Consider the following 18,554-nt stretch of genomic DNA (forward strand, 5'->3'; position numbering starts at 1 on the left):
AAGCCTTTTCCTACATGTTTATCGGCGAAGTGCCACAGATACCCGCCGCTTCGATTGGTATGCTCTCTGCGCGAAGAATTGCGATTCCCCTAATTAACCAATAAGAGCGGCATCTTTCGGATGCAGGGAGGCACCATGGCCGATGCAAGCGGATGGCAATTCACCCTGGCCCTGGCCGGGGCCGACGACCTGGCGGTGGTCGAGTTCACTCACAAGGAAGCGCTCTCCCAGCCCTTCGAACTGACGGTGCGCTTCGCCAGCCGCGATGGCAGCCTCTCCGCCACCGATATCCTCGACCGCGAGGCCACCCTGACCATCTGGCAGGAGGGCGAGGCGCTGCGCCACGTGCACGGCATCGTCACGGAATTCGCCCGTGGCGACCGCGGCCACCGCCGCACCTTCTACCGGGTCGAGATTCGCCCCGCGCTGTGGCGCCTTTCGCTGCGCCACAACTCGCGCATCTTCCAGGAGGTCTCGCCGCTCACCGTGCTCAACACCCTGTGCGACGAGCATGGCCTGACCGATCTCGCCTTCGCCGCGACTCTCGAACCCGAGACGCGCGAGTACTGCGTGCAGTACCGCGAGACCGACCTCGCCTTCGTCCAGCGCCTGGCCGCCGAAGAGGGCCTGTTCTACTTCCACGAGTTTTTTGAGGTAGGTTTCGAAACGGGCGGCGAGGCCAGTGGTGGAGAGAGCGCCCGCGCCGCCCACCGCCTGGTCTTCGCCGACGCGCCCCAGGTGCTCACCCACCTGGGCAGCCGCACCTACCACGGCCGCGCCGGCGGCACGCCGCCGCAGCGCCACGTGCGCAAGCTCGAGCAGTTCGCCCGGGTCGCCCCGGCCTCGGCCACGCTCAAGGACTACTCGTTCAAGCGCCCGGCCTACGGTCAGCTGCATGACCACCTCGCCGACGGGCTGGAGGAACACGCCCAGCGCGTCGACTATGAACACTACGACTACCCCGGCCGCTACAAGCGCGACGCCTCCGGCCAGGCCTTCACCCGCATCCGCCTCGAATCCCTGCGCCGCAGCGCCAACACCGCCGACGCCGAAAGCGACCTGCCCGAGCTGGCCCCGGGCGTGCGCTTCACACTCACCGATCACGACCTCGATGAACTCAACCAGGACTGGCAAGTGCTCGGCGTGGTCCACTACGGCAAGCAGCCCCAGGCCCTGGAAGAGGACGGCATCGTTCAAGACCAGGCCGGGGGCAACACTAGCGGCGGCATGACCCGCTACTACAACGACCTCGTGCTCATGCCCGCCGACCAGGCCTGGCGCCCCGAACCCAACCCCAAGCCCCGGGTCGACGGCCCCCAGGTCGCCTTCGTCGTCGGGCCCGAAGGCGAGGAGATCTACTGCGACGAACACAGCCGGGTCAAGGTGCAGTTCCCCTGGGATCGCTACGCCGAACCCAACGAAACCGCCAGTGCCTGGCTCCGGGTCAGCCAGGACTGGGCCGGCGGCGGCTACGGCAGCCTCGCCATCCCGCGGATCGGCCACGAGGTGATCGTCAGCTACCTGGAGGGCGATCCCGACCAGCCGCTGATCACCGGACGGGTCTACAACGCCGTCAACACGCCGCCCTATGCGTTGCCCGAGAACAAGGCCCGCACCGTCATCCGCACCCAGAGCCACCAGGGCGAAGGGTTCAACGAACTGCGCCTGGAAGACCAGGCCGGCCAGGAGCAGATCTGGCTCCACGCCCAGAAGGACCTGGAGCTGCTGACCCTCAACGACCGCACCGAAGAGATCGGCAACGACAGCCACCTCACCGTGCATCATCACCGCATCAGCGAGATTCACGCCGACGACCACCTCACCGTGCGCGGCCAGCGCCACCTCCAGGTCGACGGCGACGACCACCTCATCGTCGGCGCCACCCGCCACGAAAAGACCGCCCGCGCCCAGCTCGTCGAAGCGGGGCAGGAAGTGCACCACAAGGCCGGCAGCAAGACCGTAATCGACGCGGGCGCCGAGATCACCCTCAAGGCTGGCGGCAGCTTCCTCAAGCTCGACCCCAGCGGCATCACCATCGTCGGCGCCCAGGTCAAGATCAACTCCGGCGGCAGCCCCGGCTCGGGGAGCGGGCAGGGGGCGCAGCCCCCGGAACTTCCCCAGCGCGCTGAGCGAGAGGAACACACCCAAGTCGCCTTCTCAGGCCATGGACCCAGCCAGCAGGCACAGCTGGTCGAGGCGGAAGGGCTGGGTGAGCGCGAGTTTCTCGTCGACGTCACCAGCGGTAGCCAGGACGGTCAGCAGGTTCGTCTGCGCAAGGGGCGGGCTCGGACGAATGGAGGACAGAACGGATGAGCGAAGGTGATCTCAAGGAACTGCAAGACGAGGATGTCGACCTGGGCGTGCGGCGCCGTGTCGAATATGAGGACGACGAAGACGGTACTCTGGCGCTGGTCATTCCCAAGCGTGAAGGCGGCGGTGAAATCGAGATACCGCTGCAGGAGCATGCCAGAACCGTTTTCGAGCGCACCGATGGCAGCCTGCAGGACAACACCATGCTGGCCGTTCGCCCCTTGGCGGAAGTCGGGCGCAATCGCCCCGTTCAGCGGAGTGGGGTAACGACCAATACCGGTATCGCCACTGCCATGCTGCGTCCGGGATACCTGTACGTCTTCTTAGACAACCGCCTGTGGCGTGAACTCGAGGTTGGCACCGACGGCAAGCTCAGTGATGTGGACCTGGAACACTATCGTGAGCTGGCCGAAGGGGGCGACACCCCCAATGAGCGGGACAGCGCAGGCGAATGGCTCGATAACATCTTGCTTCCGGCGATGTTACAGGGGCAGGCCACCCTGCATCGGGTGCGCCTCGCCTACAGCGAGATTGCCTGGAGCTGGCCCTACATCACCTGGCTCGAAGCCAATCCTGGCCGGCTCGAAACGCGCACCACCGCCGTCGGTCACGCCCATGCCGTCGTCCTCGATATGGAAGGCTGGCTCTCCATGCAGACCGGCTTTCCTGCCGGGCGCGTGGCTGACCAGCCGGAACTGCGCGAGCGTGATCTCGGTGTCGAACTGATGCTACAGGCGCCGGAGTCCTTCACTCCCGCCTTTACCGCGCCGCCAGGAAGCGAACTGTGCGCCAAGCTCAAGACCTTGTGGGAGCAGGCCGGGGAAACCGATCGCGCTGCCACCCTGGCGCTGGAGTGCGAGGCCGGTGAAGACCTCTTGGCTGCCATACGGAATAACGCTGGTATCGTTGCCGTGGCACTGCCGGACCCCCTGTTTACGCTGCGCCATGCCCTGGCACAGATCCACCTCGCCGAACACTACCTGGATGGCCTCGACAGCCGGCTGGCCGACAATCCCTTGGGGCATTCGGCCAAGCTCATTCGCCAGGCTCTCTTCACTGCGCCGAGCAGTGGCGAGGCGAATCCACTTGCCGAGTTTCGAGGTGCCATCGACCCGACAAAGCTCGATGCCACCTTGGAGCAGGCCGAACGCAACGCCGCGCTTGCGGTAGTGCGCACACAGCTAGAGGCCCTCGAGCGACTGGCCAGCCAGGGCCAGCTCACCGCCATGCTGCGTGATTTCACCAGCCACCATGAACTGGGCATCTGCGAAGGCTACGCCCTGTGTGGTGATCTCTATGGTGTGCTGCAACAGCTTCCCGGTGTGCTCCACGACCAGGGCGATACCCGCCAGGAGGCTCGTACTCGGCAACTGCTCAAGACGCTGCTGACTGACCGGGAGTTGCAAGCGCTTTGGAGTGCCGACGAGAACGAGGCCACCGATGAACCGGCTGATGACGCCACCAATGATGGCAGCGGCAACTTCCGGCCTGCCTTCCTGCGCCGGCTTGCCCAGGATGACCGCGACATCGACGAAGCCCTAGCCGCGAGCCTGGGACTGGAGACCCTGGGGCTAGTCGCTCAAAACCTGGCTGAGCAGGAACAAGCCCAGCAGGCCGGTGTGCTCAGCGTGGCCAACGCCATCAAGGTTGGCGGCTTGGTCAACACGGTAGTGGGGCAATGGAGCCAGGCCGTGCTGCGGGTAGCGGAAAGAGTAGGCGATGACTTGGAAGTGATACAGCTGCATCGCACATTCGCCTCGGTTGGCACCCACGCCAACTTGATCGATGGCAACCTGGGCGGTGAGTTGCAGGTCATGAGGCGTGGAGATGTTGACCTGAGCCGCTATACCATCATCGGCGTCCATGGCGATGGCATTGAATGGGGGCTGACCGACCGCGACCGCACCAGTGGAATCTTCCAAACACAGCGGGACTACCTCTACGCCGAGCAAGTGGATCCCAGGGGCGACGTGCAAGCCTCGACCAGCCCGAAGCGCATGTCCGCGGCCGCAGACGATGCCATCCGCCAAGTGGCGGGATACACCTTGGTGTTCGTATTACCTGCCGGACACCCCGAGGCCGCGAAAGTCGCTCATCTGCGCCTGGCCAAGGTCGCCGGTCAGGTTAAAGTGGTGGTAGATGGCCCTGCGGTGTCGCGATTGTTGGTGGGGTTTGCAATATATAACCTGGGTTCTGAAATTTTAAATGCTAACAAAGCAGAGCGTGAGGGGTATCTCGCTTTACACCGTGTGAAGCTCGGTAGTGCAATTGCTGATTTAGGCGCTGCGACAATGAAATTACATGCGGTACTAAAACCTCACTCTATTTCAATGACAGGGCGGTTTATTCAGCGGCCATGGTTTGATATGAAGAGTTGGCCACTCATCGGGCCTCGGTTAGCCAAGGTAGGCGCTAGTACCATCGTTCGGACATTGGGTTTGGCTAATTTCTTGGCTGGTGCAATAGCCGTGGGTATTAGCAGCTGGGAGTTGCGCAATAGTTTGCAGCAAGGAGATCGTGATGCGGGTATCGGTCACGGTGTGGCGATTGCCGGTGGAGTATTGTTTCTTACTGCCCCCTTGATGGCGGGGCTAGTAATGATTCCAGGTTGGGGCTGGGCGTTGCTGGGCTTGGGGTTGGCCATTGGCGGTAGCAGCTATGCCGCCATGAATCAGGATACCCCCTTTGAGCAGTTGCTCAAGCAGGGCCCCTTGGGTACCCATCCCGATAGCGCCACAACATCGACTGATGATACCGCCTACTACCCCCAGCTATTGACGCAGTTGAGCCCGGCCCAGATCGAGGTGTCGCGCTACGGCAGCCTTGGTGCCGAAGAGCGGCAGGCATTGCTGGAAAGTGTCTGGGAATCCTCGTCAGATACCCCAAGCAGCCGCGACTATGTTGTAACGATCAGCACGCCACTGATCAGCCGCTACAAGATTGGCGAGACTTTGAACCTGGCCGTGCAGGAGCTGGAACAGACCGATACCGGTACCATCACCCCGCTTGGCACCTATGAACAGCTATCTCATATCACTCGGGCGCCGGAGCCGTTCGAGATTGGTAAGCGCCAGTTGCTACCGCAGCAAAGTGCGGTACGCTTTCTGGTCAAGCGCAAGGTGGCTGAGGAGAGCTTCCAGATGGGTGGCACCAGCGTGACCTCCACGGCTCGCCTGCGTGTCGCCCTGCAGGCGAGAATCGAATGGGAGTTGGGCGAGATGGTGCTGCCTACCCCGATGCTCAAGGAGTACGAGCCCTTTATGGAAGGCCAGCATGATGCATTGCCGGCTCGGTCGTACCGTACGGTAAACAACCCGATCGCCGACTTCATCAGCTCCTTGACGGGGCGCTCCCAGGATCCACATTACTGGTACATCAAGGAATTTCAGGTATGAAAGAGGCAAGCTCCTCCCATTATGACGCCGGTGCTTATCGTGCCGGGGCCATTCCTTCCTTGCCTGCGTCGCCTAAGAAGCGGGAGCGTATCGGTGAGGAGCTGCTACCTTTTGGCGACTATGCCGGTGTCGATCCCTACCAGCAGCTCTGTGAGGATGCTGAGTTCGTTCAGCATCAGGATCGTCAGGATAAGGCGTTCTACGAAACGGATGATTGGTGGTGGGATCATCAGCGGATCCGATTTCTTGGTAGTAACTCAGGGGTGTTAGCCAGTTTTGCAGTGATTCCATATCTTGTGGTTTTGGCTCTAGGAGGGCTTTGGCTTTATATAATTATAAGCCTTCCAGGGTTTGAGGGAAGGGTTTTTTTGAAAGGTATTTATACCCTAATTGTCGCTATTTTGGGGTATGTTGGAATTTTTTTAGTAGGGCCTTACCTTACACGGATAGTAATGAGTGGAGTGGCTTGGATTTCAAGTCCCATTCATGGATGGATTGCCGACAAAACCGATAATTACATGGAAATACGATGCAGCGAATTCAACCGCCAAACCGGAATGGTGAGCTTCGCCCAAGGCAAGAAGAAACCGCCGCTGAAGGCGCCTTTCGTGGAGTTCGATGGCTATGTGGAGCGCGTGGTACAGCGGGGCGGTATCTTCTATCGGCTGATGTTCGTTCATCGCTATACCGGCAAGCAGTTCAGCCAGACCTCGCTCAGCGCCATCGTCGATCACAAGCACGAGGTGCACGCCACGTGGGACATGCTGCAGCGCTACATGGACGTGAGCCAGCCCATGCCCGACGTGCCGCGCCTGGAACCCTTCCGCCATCTTGACCCCACCACTGCCGAGCATGATCGGCAATCAGGGCGGAACCCACGCTACTGGCGCGACTTGGATCTGGAAGCGTGGAAAGCGGGAGAGGGTGCGGCTCACCTCAAGGCGCAGATCGACTACCCCTGGTCCCGCCAGCGCTGCCAGCTCACCCCGCAGCTAGGCAAGGTGGAGATGGCTGTTTACCGGGAGCAGCGGGAGGCCGCAGTGGCATGATCGAGGCAGGCGCCTCCCACTATGGCCCCGGTGCCTACCGTGCCGATGGCCAGGCCTGCGCAAGCCAGATGAACTAAAGGATCCCTGCCATCTGCGAGTCTGGCCCAGGCGCGTTCGATTGGGCCGAAGAAGATTCTGTGGAACTCCACCACTTCAGGAACTGAAAACGGATACTGGAAGATGACAGTAACCGGTTTGGTGTTCAGCTCGCTGATGCCCTCACTCAGGCGCTGGCGTACCGTGGCGGGGTCTCCCCAGAGGGCGGGCGATGGCACCCCTTCCGGCGGTGGCGCGTGGCGACCGATGAGCTTGAACATATCGCCGATGAAGGTCTCCGGCATCCAGTTGGCCATGGCGATGGTACCGCCGGGGCGGCATACCCGCACCATTTCAGCGGCCGCACGCTCGGGTCGTGGAGCGAACATGGCCCCATACATGCTCACCACAACGTCGAACGCAGCATCGGGTTGGGCGAGACTCTCGGCATCGTCAACCTCGAAGTGAATGTCCAGGCCTTCGGTGCGCGCTCGAGTACGGGCCTGTTCGATCAGATTGTCTGCGATATCGATTCCCGTGACCGATGCGCCGGCACGGGCCGCTGGAATCGCCAGGTTCCCTGTACCGCAGGCGACATCGAGCAGTCGGATCCCGGGCTTGATGTTCAAATCGGAAATGAAGTCGTCGGCATGGTGCTGGATGAATTTGGCGATTTCACCGAAATCACCGGCCATCCAAGTCTTGCGCATGCGTTCCTTGATGGTCTGGATATCAGGAGCATTGCCGGCCATATGGCCCCCTCGCATGGGTTGCCCATGCATTGTCATTGTGGGTTCGGAATGCTCTAACCAGTGTAGATGCCGCCACAGCAAAACATAGCGTAATAATCCAAAGCCCCTGAGCCAGTCGCCTGACTCAGGGGCTTTCCGTTTCTAACGCTTAATCACTTCGCTGCCAGCGCCACACCTACCTTCGAACGGTTCGGCCGGCCGATGGTTTGGGTGATCCAGGTGCCGGTTTCGGCGAGCTTGTCGAGATCGATGCCGGTTTCGATGCCCAGGCCGTTCAGCAGGTAGACGACGTCCTCGCTGGCGACGTTACCGGAGGCACCCTTGGCGTAGGGGCAGCCGCCGAGGCCGGCGACGGAGCTGTCCACCACGCTGATGCCTTCTTCCAGCACGGCGTAGAGGTTGGCCAGCGCCTGGCCGTAGGTGTCGTGGAAGTGGGCGGCGAGCTTTTCCATGGGGATGTCGCGGCTCACGGCTTCGATCATGCGCTTGGCGGCGAGCGGGGTGCCGACGCCGATGGTGTCGCCGAGCGAGACTTCGTAGCAGCCCATGTCATATAGCGCCTTCGAAACTTCGGCGACTTTGGCCGGGGCGACTTCGCCTTCGTAGGGGCAGCCGAGCACGCAGGAGACGTAGCCGCGCACGCGCACGTTGGCCTCTTTGGCTCGCTCCAGTACCGGGGCGAAGCGTTCCAGGGATTCGGCGACGGAGCAGTTGATGTTCTTCTGCGAGAAGGCCTCGCTGGCCGCGCCGAATACCGCCACTTCCTCCACGCCGCACTCCAATGCCGCTTCCAGCCCCTTGAGGTTGGGGGTGAGGGCGGCGTAGGTCACGCCCTGGCGGCGCTTGAGGCCGGTCATCACTTCGCGATGGTCGGCCATCTGCGGTACCCACTTGGGCGAGACGAAGCTGGCCGCTTCGATGTAGCCGATACCGGCGGCGCCCAGGCGGTCGATCAGTTCCAGCTTGGTGGCCGTGTCGATCGGGTTGGGCTCGTTCTGCAGCCCGTCGCGTGGGCCGACCTCGACCAGGCGCACTCGTTTCGGAAATGCCATTTATCGTTCTCCTATTCCGCCGGCGCGAATTCCAGCAGCACATCCCCCTGGCCTACCGTATCGCCGGCGTTGAAGTGGAAGCTCTCCACGTGGCCGTCGGCGGGGGCGGTCATGGTGTGTTCCATCTTCATGGCTTCCATGACCATCAGTGGCATGCCTTTCTCCACCTTCTGGCCGGCTTCCACCAGCAGCGCGACCACGGTGCCGTGCATCGGCGCGGTGAGGGTCGATTCGGCTTCGTGGTGGCCGTGGTCGATGGCGTCGATGCGGCGCCAGAACAGGCGGGTTTCGCCGCGCGGGTCGACCATCACCACGACGTTGCCGTCGCGGCGTGCCTGCAGGCGGCGGCGGTGGCCGTTGAGGGTGACGGCCACGGCGTCCCCTTCCAGGTGCTGCAGGCGGGCGGTAAGGGTCTCGCCGCCAATGGTCAGGTCCCATGGATCGGCGCCGCTGGCCCGGGTGCCTTCCACGACCACCACGCTCTCTTCGTCCTGCACATGGGCCGGGTCGCAAAGCGAGATGCGGATGGTGTGCGGGGCGTTGAGGCGGAAGCCGTCGTGGCGGTCCCAGGGCGAGTCGCTTTCGCACTCGCGGGCGAGCTGGTTCAGGCCGATCAGCGCGGCGCCGGCGTACTCTTCGGTGGTGTATTGCTTGGGGGCGAAGAGGGTGGCTTCGTTCTTCTCGATGAAGCGGGTATCCAGCTCCGCGTTGCGGAAGGCAGGATGAGTGGCCAGCCGCTGCAGGAAGGCGCGGTTGGTCACCACACCCTGCACGTCCAGCGCGGCGAGTGCGCGGTTGAGGGTGGAGAGTGCTTGGTCGCGGTCATCGCCGTGAACGATCAGCTTGGCCAACATGGGGTCGTAGTGCATGGAGACCACGTCGCCGGTTTCCACGCCGCTGTCCAGGCGCACCTGGCGCGGGTCGAGTCCGGCGCCCTTGAGGTCCATGGCGAAGCGAGTCAGCTTGCCGGTGGCAGGCAGGAAGTCCTGCTCCGGGTCTTCGGCGTAGAGGCGCGCCTCGAAGCTGTGGCCGGTGATGGTCAGCTCCTCCTGCTGGAGCGGCAGCGCTTCGCCCATGGCCACGCGCAGCTGCCACTCGACCAGGTCCTGGCCGGTGATCATCTCGGTGACGGGGTGCTCCACCTGCAGGCGGGTGTTCATCTCCATGAAGTAGAACGAACTATCTTTGTCGAGCAGGAACTCGACGGTGCCGGCGCCCACGTAGCCGATCTCCTTGGCGGCGCGCACGGCGGCTTCGCCCATCTCGCGGCGCAGTTCGGCGGTCATGCCGGGGGCGGGGGCTTCCTCGAGCACCTTCTGGTGGCGGCGCTGCACGGAGCAGTCGCGCTCGAACAGGTAGACACCGTTGCCGTGGCTGTCGCAGAACACCTGCACCTCGACGTGACGCGGCTGGGTCAGGTACTTCTCGATCAGCATGCGGGTGTCGCCGAAGGCGGCCTGGGACTCGCGGCGGCAGCCGTCCAGCGCGGCCTGGAACTGCTCGGGGGCTTCCACCACGCGCATGCCTTTGCCGCCACCGCCGGCGCTGGCCTTGAGCAGCACCGGGTAGCCGATCTTGTCGGCTTCGGACTTGAGCAGTGCGTCGTCCTGGTCGTCGCCGTGGTAGCCCGGCACTAGCGGCACGCCGGCGTTGGCCATGCGCGCCTTGGCGGCGGACTTGTCGCCCATGGCGGCAATCGCCGAGGCGGGCGGGCCGACGAAGGTGATACCGGCGGCATCCAGCGCTTCGACGAAGGCGCCGTTCTCGGAGAGGAAGCCGTAGCCGGGGTGAATGGCGCCGGCTCCGGTGCGCTTGGCGGCTTCCACGACCGCTTCGATTTTCAGGTAGCTTTCGCGGGCGGCGGCCGGGCCCAGGCGTATGGCCTCGTCGGCCTCGCGCACATGACGTGCGTTGGCGTCGGCGTCGGAGTACACCGCCACGGTGCGCAGGCCCATGGCGCGGGCGGTGCGCATCACGCGGCAGGCGATCTCGCCGCGGTTGGCCACCAGCAGGGTGTCGAAGGGTGTGTTGCGGGTATCGTGGGTCTGACTCATGAGCGGCGCTCCGAGGAATTCGTGTTGTCGTCGGCCCAGGCGGGGCGGCGCTTCTCGAAGAAGCTGGTCAGGCCTTCCTGACCTTCGGCGCTCACGCGTAGCTCGCTGATCACGCGGCAGGTGTGCTCGCGGGTGGCCTTGCTGTCGGAGTCGCGCGCCACTTCGGCCAGCAGCGCCTTGGTGGCGCGTTGGGCCTGGGGCGAGCCGGCCAGCAGGGTGGCGATCATCTCCTCGACTGCCTCGTCGATGTGGTCGTGGCCGACGATCTGGTGGGCCAGGCCCAGTTCCAGCGCCTGGTCGGCGTCGATCACCTCGGCGGTGAGCGCGTAGCGGCGCATCTGGCGCGACCCCAGGGCGCGCTGCACGTAGGGGCTGATCACCGCCGGGGAGAGGCCGATCTTGACCTCGGAAAGACAGAACTTGGCCTTCTCGCTGGCGATCACCACGTCGCAGCACGCGGCCAGGCCCACGGCACCGCCGAAGGCGGCGCCCTGCACGCGACATACGGTGGGGCAGGGCAGGGTATCCAGGCCGTGCATCAGCTGCGAGAGCTTGCGCGAGTCGGCCAGGTTGCCCTCGAAGTCATACTCCACCATGCGCTTCATCCAGTTCAGGTCGGCACCGGCGGAGAAGTTCTTGCCCTCGGAGCCCAGCACCACCACGCGCACCTCGCCGTGGCGGGCGGCGTCATGCAGCTTGGTGAGATGCTCGTTGAGCTCGGCGATCAGGCTGTCGTCGAAGGCGTTGTGCACTTCGGGGCGGTTCAGCGTCAGCCGGGCGACGCCACGGTCATCGATGTTCAAGTTCGAATATGTCTGTGTCATAACGGCCTCACATCCGGAATACGCCGAACTTGGTTTCCTGGACCTCCGCGTTCATCGCCGCGGCGAGCGACAGCCCCAGCACGTCGCGGGTCTGGGCCGGGTCGATCACGCCGTCGTCCCACAGTCGGGCGCTGGCGTAGTAGGGGTGGCCCTGGCGCTCGTACTGTTCGCGGGTGGGCTGCTTGAAGGCTTCCTCCTCCTCCTTGCTCCACTCGCGGCCTTCGCGCTCGTACTGCTCGCGCTTGACCTGGGCCAGCACGCCGGCGGCCTGTTCGCCACCCATTACCGAAATACGCGCGTTGGGCCACATGAACAGCAGGTTGGGGTCGTAGGCGCGGCCGCACATGCCGTAGTTGCCGGCGCCGAAGCTGCCGCCGATCAATACGGTGAACTTGGGCACTTTGGCGCAGGCCACGGCGGTGACGAGCTTGGCGCCGTGCTTGGCGATGCCTTCGTGCTCGTACCTGGAGCCGACCATGAAGCCGGTGATGTTCTGCAGGAACACCAGCGGGATCTTGCGCTGGGCGCACAGCTCGATGAAGTGGGCACCCTTCACCGCGGATTCGGAGAACAGCACGCCGTTGTTGGCGACGATGCCCACCGGGTAGCCGTGGATGTGGGCAAAGCCGGTGACCAGGGTGTCGCCGTAGTAGCGCTTGAATTCGTCGAAGTCGGAGTCGTCGACGATGCGGCCGATCACTTCGCGCACGTCGAACGGCTTCTTGAGGTCGGTGCCGACGATGCCGTAGAGCTCGCTGGGGTCGAGGCGCGGGGGCCTCGGCTCCTGCATCTTGAGCTGGCCGCGCTTCTGCCAGTTCAGCCGCGACACGCAGGCGCGGGCGAGCTGCAGGGCGTGGGCATCGTTCTCGGCGTAGTGGTCGGCCACGCCGCTCTTCTTGGCGTGCACGTCGGCACCGCCCAGGTCCTCGGCGCTGATGCTCTCGCCGGTGGCGGCCTTCACCAGCGGCGGGCCGCCGAGGAAGATGGTGCCCTGTTGCTTGACGATGATCGACTCATCGGCCATGGCCGGCACGTAGGCGCCGCCGGCGGTGCACGAGCCCATCACCACGGCGATCTGCGGGATGCCCTCGGCGGAGAGGGTGGCCTGGTTGTAGAAGATGCGCCCGAAGTGGTCGCGGTCGGGGAACACTTCGTCCTGGCGGGGCAGGAAGGCGCCGCCGGAGTCGACCAGGTAGATGCACGGCAGGCGGTGCTTGCGGGCGATCTCCTGGGCGCGGATATGCTTCTTCACCGTCAGCGGGTAGTAGGTGCCGCCCTTGACGGTGGCGTCGTTGGCGACGATCACGCATTCGACGCCGGAAACGCGGCCGATACCGGTGACCACGCCGGCGGCGGGCACCTCGCTCTCGTAGACCTCATGGGCGGCCAGTGCCGAGAACTCGAGAAAGGGCGAGCCCTCGTCGATCAGGTGGTCGATGCGGTCGCGCACGAACAGCTTGCCGCGGCTCTCGTGGCGGGTGCGGGCCTTCTCGCCGCCGCCCTGGCTGATCGCCGCGGTCAGCTCGCGCAGCTTCATCACCTCGTGGCGCATGGCCTTGTCGTTGGCCTGGAAGCCGTCGCTGCGCGGATTGACCTGAGTGTTCAGAATCGCCATCGGGGCTCCCCTTACTTCGATTCAGTAAAAATTTCGCGGCCGATCAGCATGCGGCGAATCTCGCTGGTGCCGGCGCCGATCTCGTAGAGCTTGGCGTCGCGCAGCAGGCGCCCGGTGGGGTACTCGTTGATGTAGCCGTTGCCGCCGAGCAGCTGAATGGCGTCCAGCGCCACCTGGGTGGCCTTTTCGGCGCAGTAGAGGATCACGCCGGCGGCGTCCTTCCGGGAGGTCTGGCCGCGGTCGCAGGCCGCCGCCACGGCGTAGAGGTAGGCGCGGCAGGCGTTGAGCGTGGTGTACATGTCGGCGATCTTGCCCTGCACCAGCTGGAACTCGCCGATCGACTGGTCGAATTGCTTGCGCTCGTGGATGTAGGGCACGACGACGTCCATGGCCGCCTGCATGATGCCGATGGGGCCGGCGGCGAGCACGGTGCGCTCGTAGTCCAGGCCGCTCATCAGTACGCGCACGCCCTTGCCTTCGTCACCCAGCACGTTCTCGACCGGCACTTCGCAGTCCTGGAACACCAGCTCGCAGGTGTTGGAGCCGCGCATGCCCAGCTTGTCGAGCTTCTGGGCGGTGGAGAAACCGGGCATGCCTTTCTCGATGATGAAGGCGGTGATGCCCTTGGAGCCCGCTTCCGGGTCGGTCTTGGCGTAGACCACCAGCACGTCGGCGTCGGGGCCGTTGGTGATCCACATCTTGTTGCCGTTGAGCACGTAGTGGTCGCCTTCGCGCCGTGCGCGCAGTTTCATCGAGACCACGTCGGAGCCGGCGCCCGGCTCGGACATGGCCAGCGCGCCGACGTGCTCGCCGCTGATCAGCTTGGGTAGGTACTTGGCCTTTTGCTCGGCATTGGCGTTGATCTTGAGCTGGTTCACGCACAGGTTGGAGTGGGCGCCGTAGGAGAGGCCTACCGAGGCGCTGGCCCGGGAGATCTCCTCCATGGCGATACAGTGGGCGAGATACCCCATGCCAGTGCCGCCATCCTCCTCCGGCACGGTGATGCCGAGCAGGCCCATGTCGCCGAATTTCCGCCACAGGTCGTTGGGGAACTCGTTCTTCTCGTCGATCTCGGCGGCGCGCGGGGCGATCTCGTCGCGGGCGAAGGCGTTGACCTGATCGCGCAGCATGTTGAGTTCGTCATCGAGGCCGAAGTCGAGGGGCTTGTAGGACGTGAACATGGCGGCGGAACTCCCTAGTGACGGTCGTAGACCAGCTATCGGTTGGTGCGAGCGCACAGCGCAGCCCGCAGTGTAAATCAGGATGCTACAAGACTAGGCGAGGTTGACGTTAACGTAAAGTGCAGCCTTGGGGCGTGCTACGAATGTCGAAGGGTGTCGTGGCGAGATGACGCCACCGAGCCCATCGGCTCGATGGCGTCATGCCGGTTCAGCTTAGCAGCAGGGTGAGCTGATAGTAGAGGGGGATGCCCACGATCACGTTGAGCGGGAAGGTGAAGCCCAGCGAGGCCAGCATGGCCAGGCCGATGTTGGCCTGGGGAATGGCGGTGCGCATGGCGGCCGGTGCGGCGATGTAGGAAGCGCTGGCGGTGAGCGCCGTGAGGATCAGCACCGAGCCGGCCGGCAAGCCCAGCGCCAGGCCGGCCAACATTCCCACCAGCGACAGCAGGGGCGGGGCCACCAGGGCGAAAGTGAGCAGGCGCCAGTGGTACCAGGGGATGGGGCGAAGGGTCTCCGCCGCGGTCAGACCCATCTGCAGCAGGAACAGGGCGAGTACCGCATGGAAGGCACCCATCAGCAGGTCGGTGACGTTGGCGCCGTCCGCCGGGCCATACATCGCGCCGATCACCGCACCGCCGGCCAGCAGGATCACGCCGCGGTTGGTCAGCGTCTCGTGCCAGATCCCCTGCAGCGCCTCGCTGGAAGCCTTGCCGGAATGGCGGCGGTACAGCGCGATGGCGACCATGATCGCCGGCAGCTCCATCATCACCAGGTAGAGGGTGACCTCGGCGCCGATGGGTAGGGCGCGGCTCTCGGCGAAGGCCAGCGCCACGGCGAATGTGCCGGCGCTCACAGAGCCATAGTGGGCCGCGATGCTGGCGCTGTCGGCCGCCGAGAGACGTACCAGGCGGCGCAGAACCGGCATCAGCGCCAGCGGGATCAGGGCGCCAAGCGCCGCCACTGCGAGCAGCTCCGGCACGATCGACCAGCCCAGGTTGCCATAGAGCGCCATCCCGCCCTTGAGGCCGATGGTCAGCATCAGCAGCAGGCTCAGGGTGTCGTAGGCAGCCTTGGGTATGGTCAGGTCGGACTTCACCACACCGGCGAGCAGGCCGAGCAGGAAGAACATCACCACGATATCGGGCATGGGTGGACTCTCTTATCGTGTCGCAACGCACGTGCCATGTTGCGACGCAGTGGCTGGGTGTCGCGGATTGTGAAGAGTACACTATATTGATTCCAATAAATTGTTTCAGGGAATAGCATTGGTGATCATCTATAGCACTATCTTCGGGACCCACGAATGAACGTTCGCCACCTGACGTTTCGGCTTCTGCAGGTGTACACCGCCGTGGTACGGGCGGGCTCGGTCAGTGAAGCGGCACGTCAACTGCATCTGACCCAGCCAACCGTTTCCCAGCAGCTCAAGCGACTGGGCGAGGCGGTGGGCGAGCCACTATTGAACGTGCGCCAGGGTCGGCTGGTGCCCACGGAGGCGGGGCGGGAGCTGTACCGCGCCAGCCGCGAGGTGCTGGGCCGCTTCGATGACTTCCAGGACTACCTCACCGCACTGCGTGGGGGCGAGCGGGGGCGCTTCAGCATCGCCCTGGTCAATACCGCCCAGTACGTGCTGCCGCGCCTGCTCGGCCCCTACAGCCACGCCTTCCCCGATGTCGACGTGACCCTGCATATCGGCAACCGCCGCCAGATGCTGACGCGCTTCGAGCGCCAGGACGACGATCTCTACGTGTTCAGCCACCCACCGTCGTTGACCCATGCCCTGGCCGGGCGTTTCCTGCGCAACCCGCTGGTGGTGGTGGCACCACAGGGGCACCCTATGGCGAAGCACGAGCGCATCGCCATGGGCGAATTGCTGGAGGAGCGCTTCCTGCTGCGCGAACCGGGTTCGGCCACGCGCATGATGTTCGAGAGCTGGCTGCAGGAGCACGGCCTGTCGCTGGGGCCCACGCTGCAGATGGCCAGTAACGAGGCGATTCGCGTCGGCGTCGCGGCCGGCATGGGCCTGGCCGTGCTTTCCGAGCATGTATTGCCGCCGGAGCATCCGGATATCGTCATCCTGCCGGTGGCAGGCTTCCCTATCGAGAGCCACTGGCAGTTCATCGTGCGCCGCGACCGCCGCCTGCCTCACGCCGCGCTGGGCTTCCTGCGCTTCGCCGCGGGGCATCTCGACGAGTGTGTCGAGCCGCGCTTCGTGGCTAACGAGCTGGAGGCGATGCTAGGGCGGTTGGAGGACCCCTTATGAAGGTCTCAGGCAGCTTGATCCTGCGACTGGCGACGATGGCGCAGCGTCTTCCACAGCTGCGAGAGCAGCACCACGGCCAGCAGGGCGACGATGCCCAGCGAGATGGGACGGGTGAACAGCACCGTCCAGTCGTTCTGGGCGATCAGCATGGTCAGGCGAAAGTTCTGCTCCGCCATGGGGCCCAGCAGCACGCCCAGCACCACGGGCGCCAGCGGGAAGCCGAGCCGGTTCAGCAGGTAGCCGGCCAGGCCGAAGGCCAGCATGACATAGAGATCCGTCACGTTGCCGTTCACGGTGTAGACCCCCACCGCCATCAGCACCAGCGTGGTGGGTACCAGCAGCGCGGAAGGCATGCGTAGCACCTGGGCGAACAGGCGCGTGGCGACCATGCCGCCGAGCAGCAACAGCAGCATGGCCGTCAGCAGCATCTGCCACATGAAGCCGAACACCACGTCGGGGGAGCGGGTGAACAGCTGCGGGCCGGGCTGCAGCCCATGGATCATCAGTGCGCCCAGTACCAGTGCCGCCACCAGGTTGCCGGGGATGCCCAAGGTCAGCGAGGGGATCATGGCCGCCGCGTTATCGGCGCTGTTGCCGGACTCCGCCGCGGCGACGCCGACCGGATTGCCGCTGCCGAAGGTCTCGGGGTCCGGCGCCTTGCGCTTGGCCTCGTTGTAGCTGAGCAGGGCGGCCAGGTTGCCGCCGGCGCCCGGCAGGATGCCCACGGCCACACCGATCAGCGAAGAGCGGCTCCAGGTGCGCCAGTGGCGGCGCAGCAGGCCCAGGCTGCCGCCGCTCGGCTTGGCGCGGAAACTGTCGCTGTTGAAGTAGGATTCGTTGCGCTTTTCTGCCATCTCGAGCACTGGCGGCACGGCATACAGCCCGATCAGCACGATGAGTAGCTCGAAGCCGCCTGACAGGTAGAGTGAATCGAAGGTGAAGCGCTCTTCCCCGCTGATGGCATCGATGCCCACCAGGCCGATGATGACGCCGAGCAGAGCGCTGAGCATGCCCTTGCTGACATCCTTGCCCACCAGCACGGCAATGCTGACGAGGCCGAACACGGCCACCCAGAAGTACTCCGCGGGGCCGAACGCCAGGGTCACCTTGGCCAGCATGGGGGCCAGTGTCATCAGGGCCAGGGCGCTGACGATACCGCCGATGGCGGACGACCAGCAGGCCGTCTTCAGGGCCAGCCCGCCTTCGCCCTGGCGCGTCATCGGATAGCCGTCGAAGGTGGTGGCGATGGCGGCGGGCGTGCCCGGGATGTTGAGCAGGATGGCGGGAATGGCACCGCCGTACATGGAGCCGTTGTAGATCCCCGCGACCAGCCCCAGGGCAATGATGGGGTCGAAGCCGTAGGTCAGCGGCAGCATCAGGGCAATGGCCATGACCGGGTTCAAGCCGGGCAGCGCGCCGATCAGGATGCCGATCAGCGTGCCGACGAACAGGCTGATCAGCGAGCCGAGCTGCAGGGCCACCGGCAGCGCATTCAGGAGCGATTCGAACATGAGCGGGACCCTATTCTAGGAGGCGAGGAAGAACTCGACGGGCAAGGGGCGCTTGAGCACCACGGCGAAAAGGGCGTACAGCAGCGTGATGAAGCCCAGGGTGATGCCCGCTATCGGGGCGGGTCGCCGCTCTCCCAGCAGCACCGCCAGCAGCGTGATGAACAGGGCGCTGGTGGTATAGAAGCCGACGATCGGCAGGGCCGTGTAGTACACCAGACAGCAGCCCAGGGTCGTGGTGAAGCGCGCCGGGTGATCGACCAGGGCGGGAGCTGGGTGGGGTGTCGTGTGGCGGCCGGCGGCGGTCGTGGTGCGCGCGGCCAGCACGCTCTTCATGCCTCGCCAGAGCAGGGGCAGGGAGAACGCGCCCATCAGGGTGCCTACCCCGATGGGAACGTAGGCGGCATCGGCAAAGAAGTCCTTCCCCATCCAGACAGTGGTGACGCCCAGGATGAGGAAGGCAATGCCAGAGAAGAGATCTCTGTAGTTCATGGTCTTATCGATGCCTTTGCGGG

Annotated in this window: 13 protein-coding genes; 4 read left to right on the forward strand and 9 right to left on the reverse strand. The window is 64.6% G+C overall.

All coding sequences use genetic code 11. The annotated features are described in order from the left end of the window. Positions 1-135: 135 nt before the first annotated feature. The 3 genes from I4484_RS09090 to I4484_RS09100 are packed head-to-tail and all read left to right on the forward strand — an operon-like array spanning position 136 to position 6,754. On the forward strand, positions 136-2,313 hold the full coding sequence (locus I4484_RS09090; RefSeq protein ID WP_197450628.1) for a type VI secretion system Vgr family protein: 2,178 nt from the start codon (positions 136-138) through the stop codon (positions 2,311-2,313). After that, positions 2,310-5,705 carry a toxin VasX gene (locus tag I4484_RS09095; protein ID WP_197450629.1) on the forward strand — a complete coding sequence of 1,132 codons (3,396 nt, stop codon included), beginning with the start codon at positions 2,310-2,312 and terminating at the stop codon, positions 5,703-5,705. The genes I4484_RS09090 and I4484_RS09095 overlap by 4 nt, the downstream gene beginning before the upstream one ends. Next, the gene (locus I4484_RS09100) at positions 5,702-6,754 is read left to right on the forward strand and encodes a hypothetical protein (RefSeq protein WP_197450630.1); all 1,053 of its coding nucleotides are present in this window, start codon (positions 5,702-5,704) and stop codon (positions 6,752-6,754) included. The genes I4484_RS09095 and I4484_RS09100 overlap by 4 nt, the downstream gene beginning before the upstream one ends. Here the strand turns inward: I4484_RS09100 and I4484_RS09105 are convergent. The 7 genes from I4484_RS09105 to I4484_RS09135 all read right to left on the reverse strand — a co-directional run bounded on the left by I4484_RS09105 (position 6,721) and on the right by I4484_RS09135 (position 15,415). Next, positions 6,721-7,542 carry a class I SAM-dependent methyltransferase gene (locus I4484_RS09105; protein ID WP_197450631.1) on the reverse strand — a complete coding sequence of 274 codons (822 nt, stop codon included), beginning with the start codon at positions 7,540-7,542 and terminating at the stop codon, positions 6,721-6,723. The genes I4484_RS09100 and I4484_RS09105 overlap by 34 nt on opposite strands. Before the next feature lie 152 nt (positions 7,543-7,694). Then, on the reverse strand, positions 7,695-8,594 hold the full coding sequence (locus I4484_RS09110; protein ID WP_197450632.1) for a hydroxymethylglutaryl-CoA lyase: 900 nt from the start codon (positions 8,592-8,594) through the stop codon (positions 7,695-7,697). Between the two features lie 11 nt (positions 8,595-8,605). Next, positions 8,606-10,648, reverse strand: coding sequence for an acetyl/propionyl/methylcrotonyl-CoA carboxylase subunit alpha (locus tag I4484_RS09115; protein ID WP_197450633.1), 2,043 nt, complete (start codon positions 10,646-10,648; stop codon positions 8,606-8,608). After that, complete coding sequence (locus I4484_RS09120; RefSeq protein ID WP_197450634.1) at positions 10,645-11,472, reverse strand: enoyl-CoA hydratase/isomerase family protein; 828 nt, start codon at positions 11,470-11,472, stop codon at positions 10,645-10,647. Before I4484_RS09120 ends, I4484_RS09115 begins: the two co-directional genes overlap by 4 nt. 7 nt (positions 11,473-11,479) lie before the next feature. Further along, entirely contained in the window at positions 11,480-13,087 is a 1,608-nt protein-coding gene (locus tag I4484_RS09125; protein WP_197450635.1) for a carboxyl transferase domain-containing protein, read from the reverse strand. Positions 13,088-13,098: 11 nt separating this feature from the next. Further along, positions 13,099-14,268 (reverse strand): isovaleryl-CoA dehydrogenase, encoded by a 1,170-nt coding sequence (locus I4484_RS09130; protein ID WP_197450636.1) that lies wholly within the window; start codon positions 14,266-14,268, stop codon positions 13,099-13,101. Between the two features lie 208 nt (positions 14,269-14,476). Then, entirely contained in the window at positions 14,477-15,415 is a 939-nt protein-coding gene (locus I4484_RS09135; RefSeq protein WP_197450637.1) for a sodium-dependent bicarbonate transport family permease, read from the reverse strand. A gap of 156 nt (positions 15,416-15,571) precedes the next feature. Here I4484_RS09135 and I4484_RS09140 point away from each other — a divergent pair, with 156 nt between their 5' ends. Further along, a complete protein-coding gene (locus I4484_RS09140) occupies positions 15,572-16,531 on the forward strand; it encodes a LysR family transcriptional regulator (RefSeq protein WP_197450638.1) in 960 nt (319 codons plus the stop codon). Positions 16,532-16,536: 5 nt separating this feature from the next. Here I4484_RS09140 and I4484_RS09145 read toward each other — a convergent pair whose 3' ends face one another. Together I4484_RS09145 and I4484_RS09150 are read right to left on the reverse strand one after the other, a co-directional pair. Further along, positions 16,537-18,042 carry a tripartite tricarboxylate transporter permease gene (locus I4484_RS09145; RefSeq protein ID WP_197450639.1) on the reverse strand — a complete coding sequence of 502 codons (1,506 nt, stop codon included), beginning with the start codon at positions 18,040-18,042 and terminating at the stop codon, positions 16,537-16,539. Positions 18,043-18,057: 15 nt separating this feature from the next. Further along, positions 18,058-18,531, reverse strand: a complete 474-nt coding sequence (locus I4484_RS09150) for a tripartite tricarboxylate transporter TctB family protein (RefSeq protein ID WP_234283505.1) — start codon at positions 18,529-18,531, stop codon at positions 18,058-18,060. Between the last annotated feature and the right edge of the window lie 23 nt (positions 18,532-18,554).

The sequence above is a fragment of the Halomonas sp. SS10-MC5 genome (assembly GCF_015992245.1).
Taxonomy (GTDB): Bacteria; Pseudomonadota; Gammaproteobacteria; order Pseudomonadales; family Halomonadaceae; genus Halomonas; species Halomonas sulfidoxydans.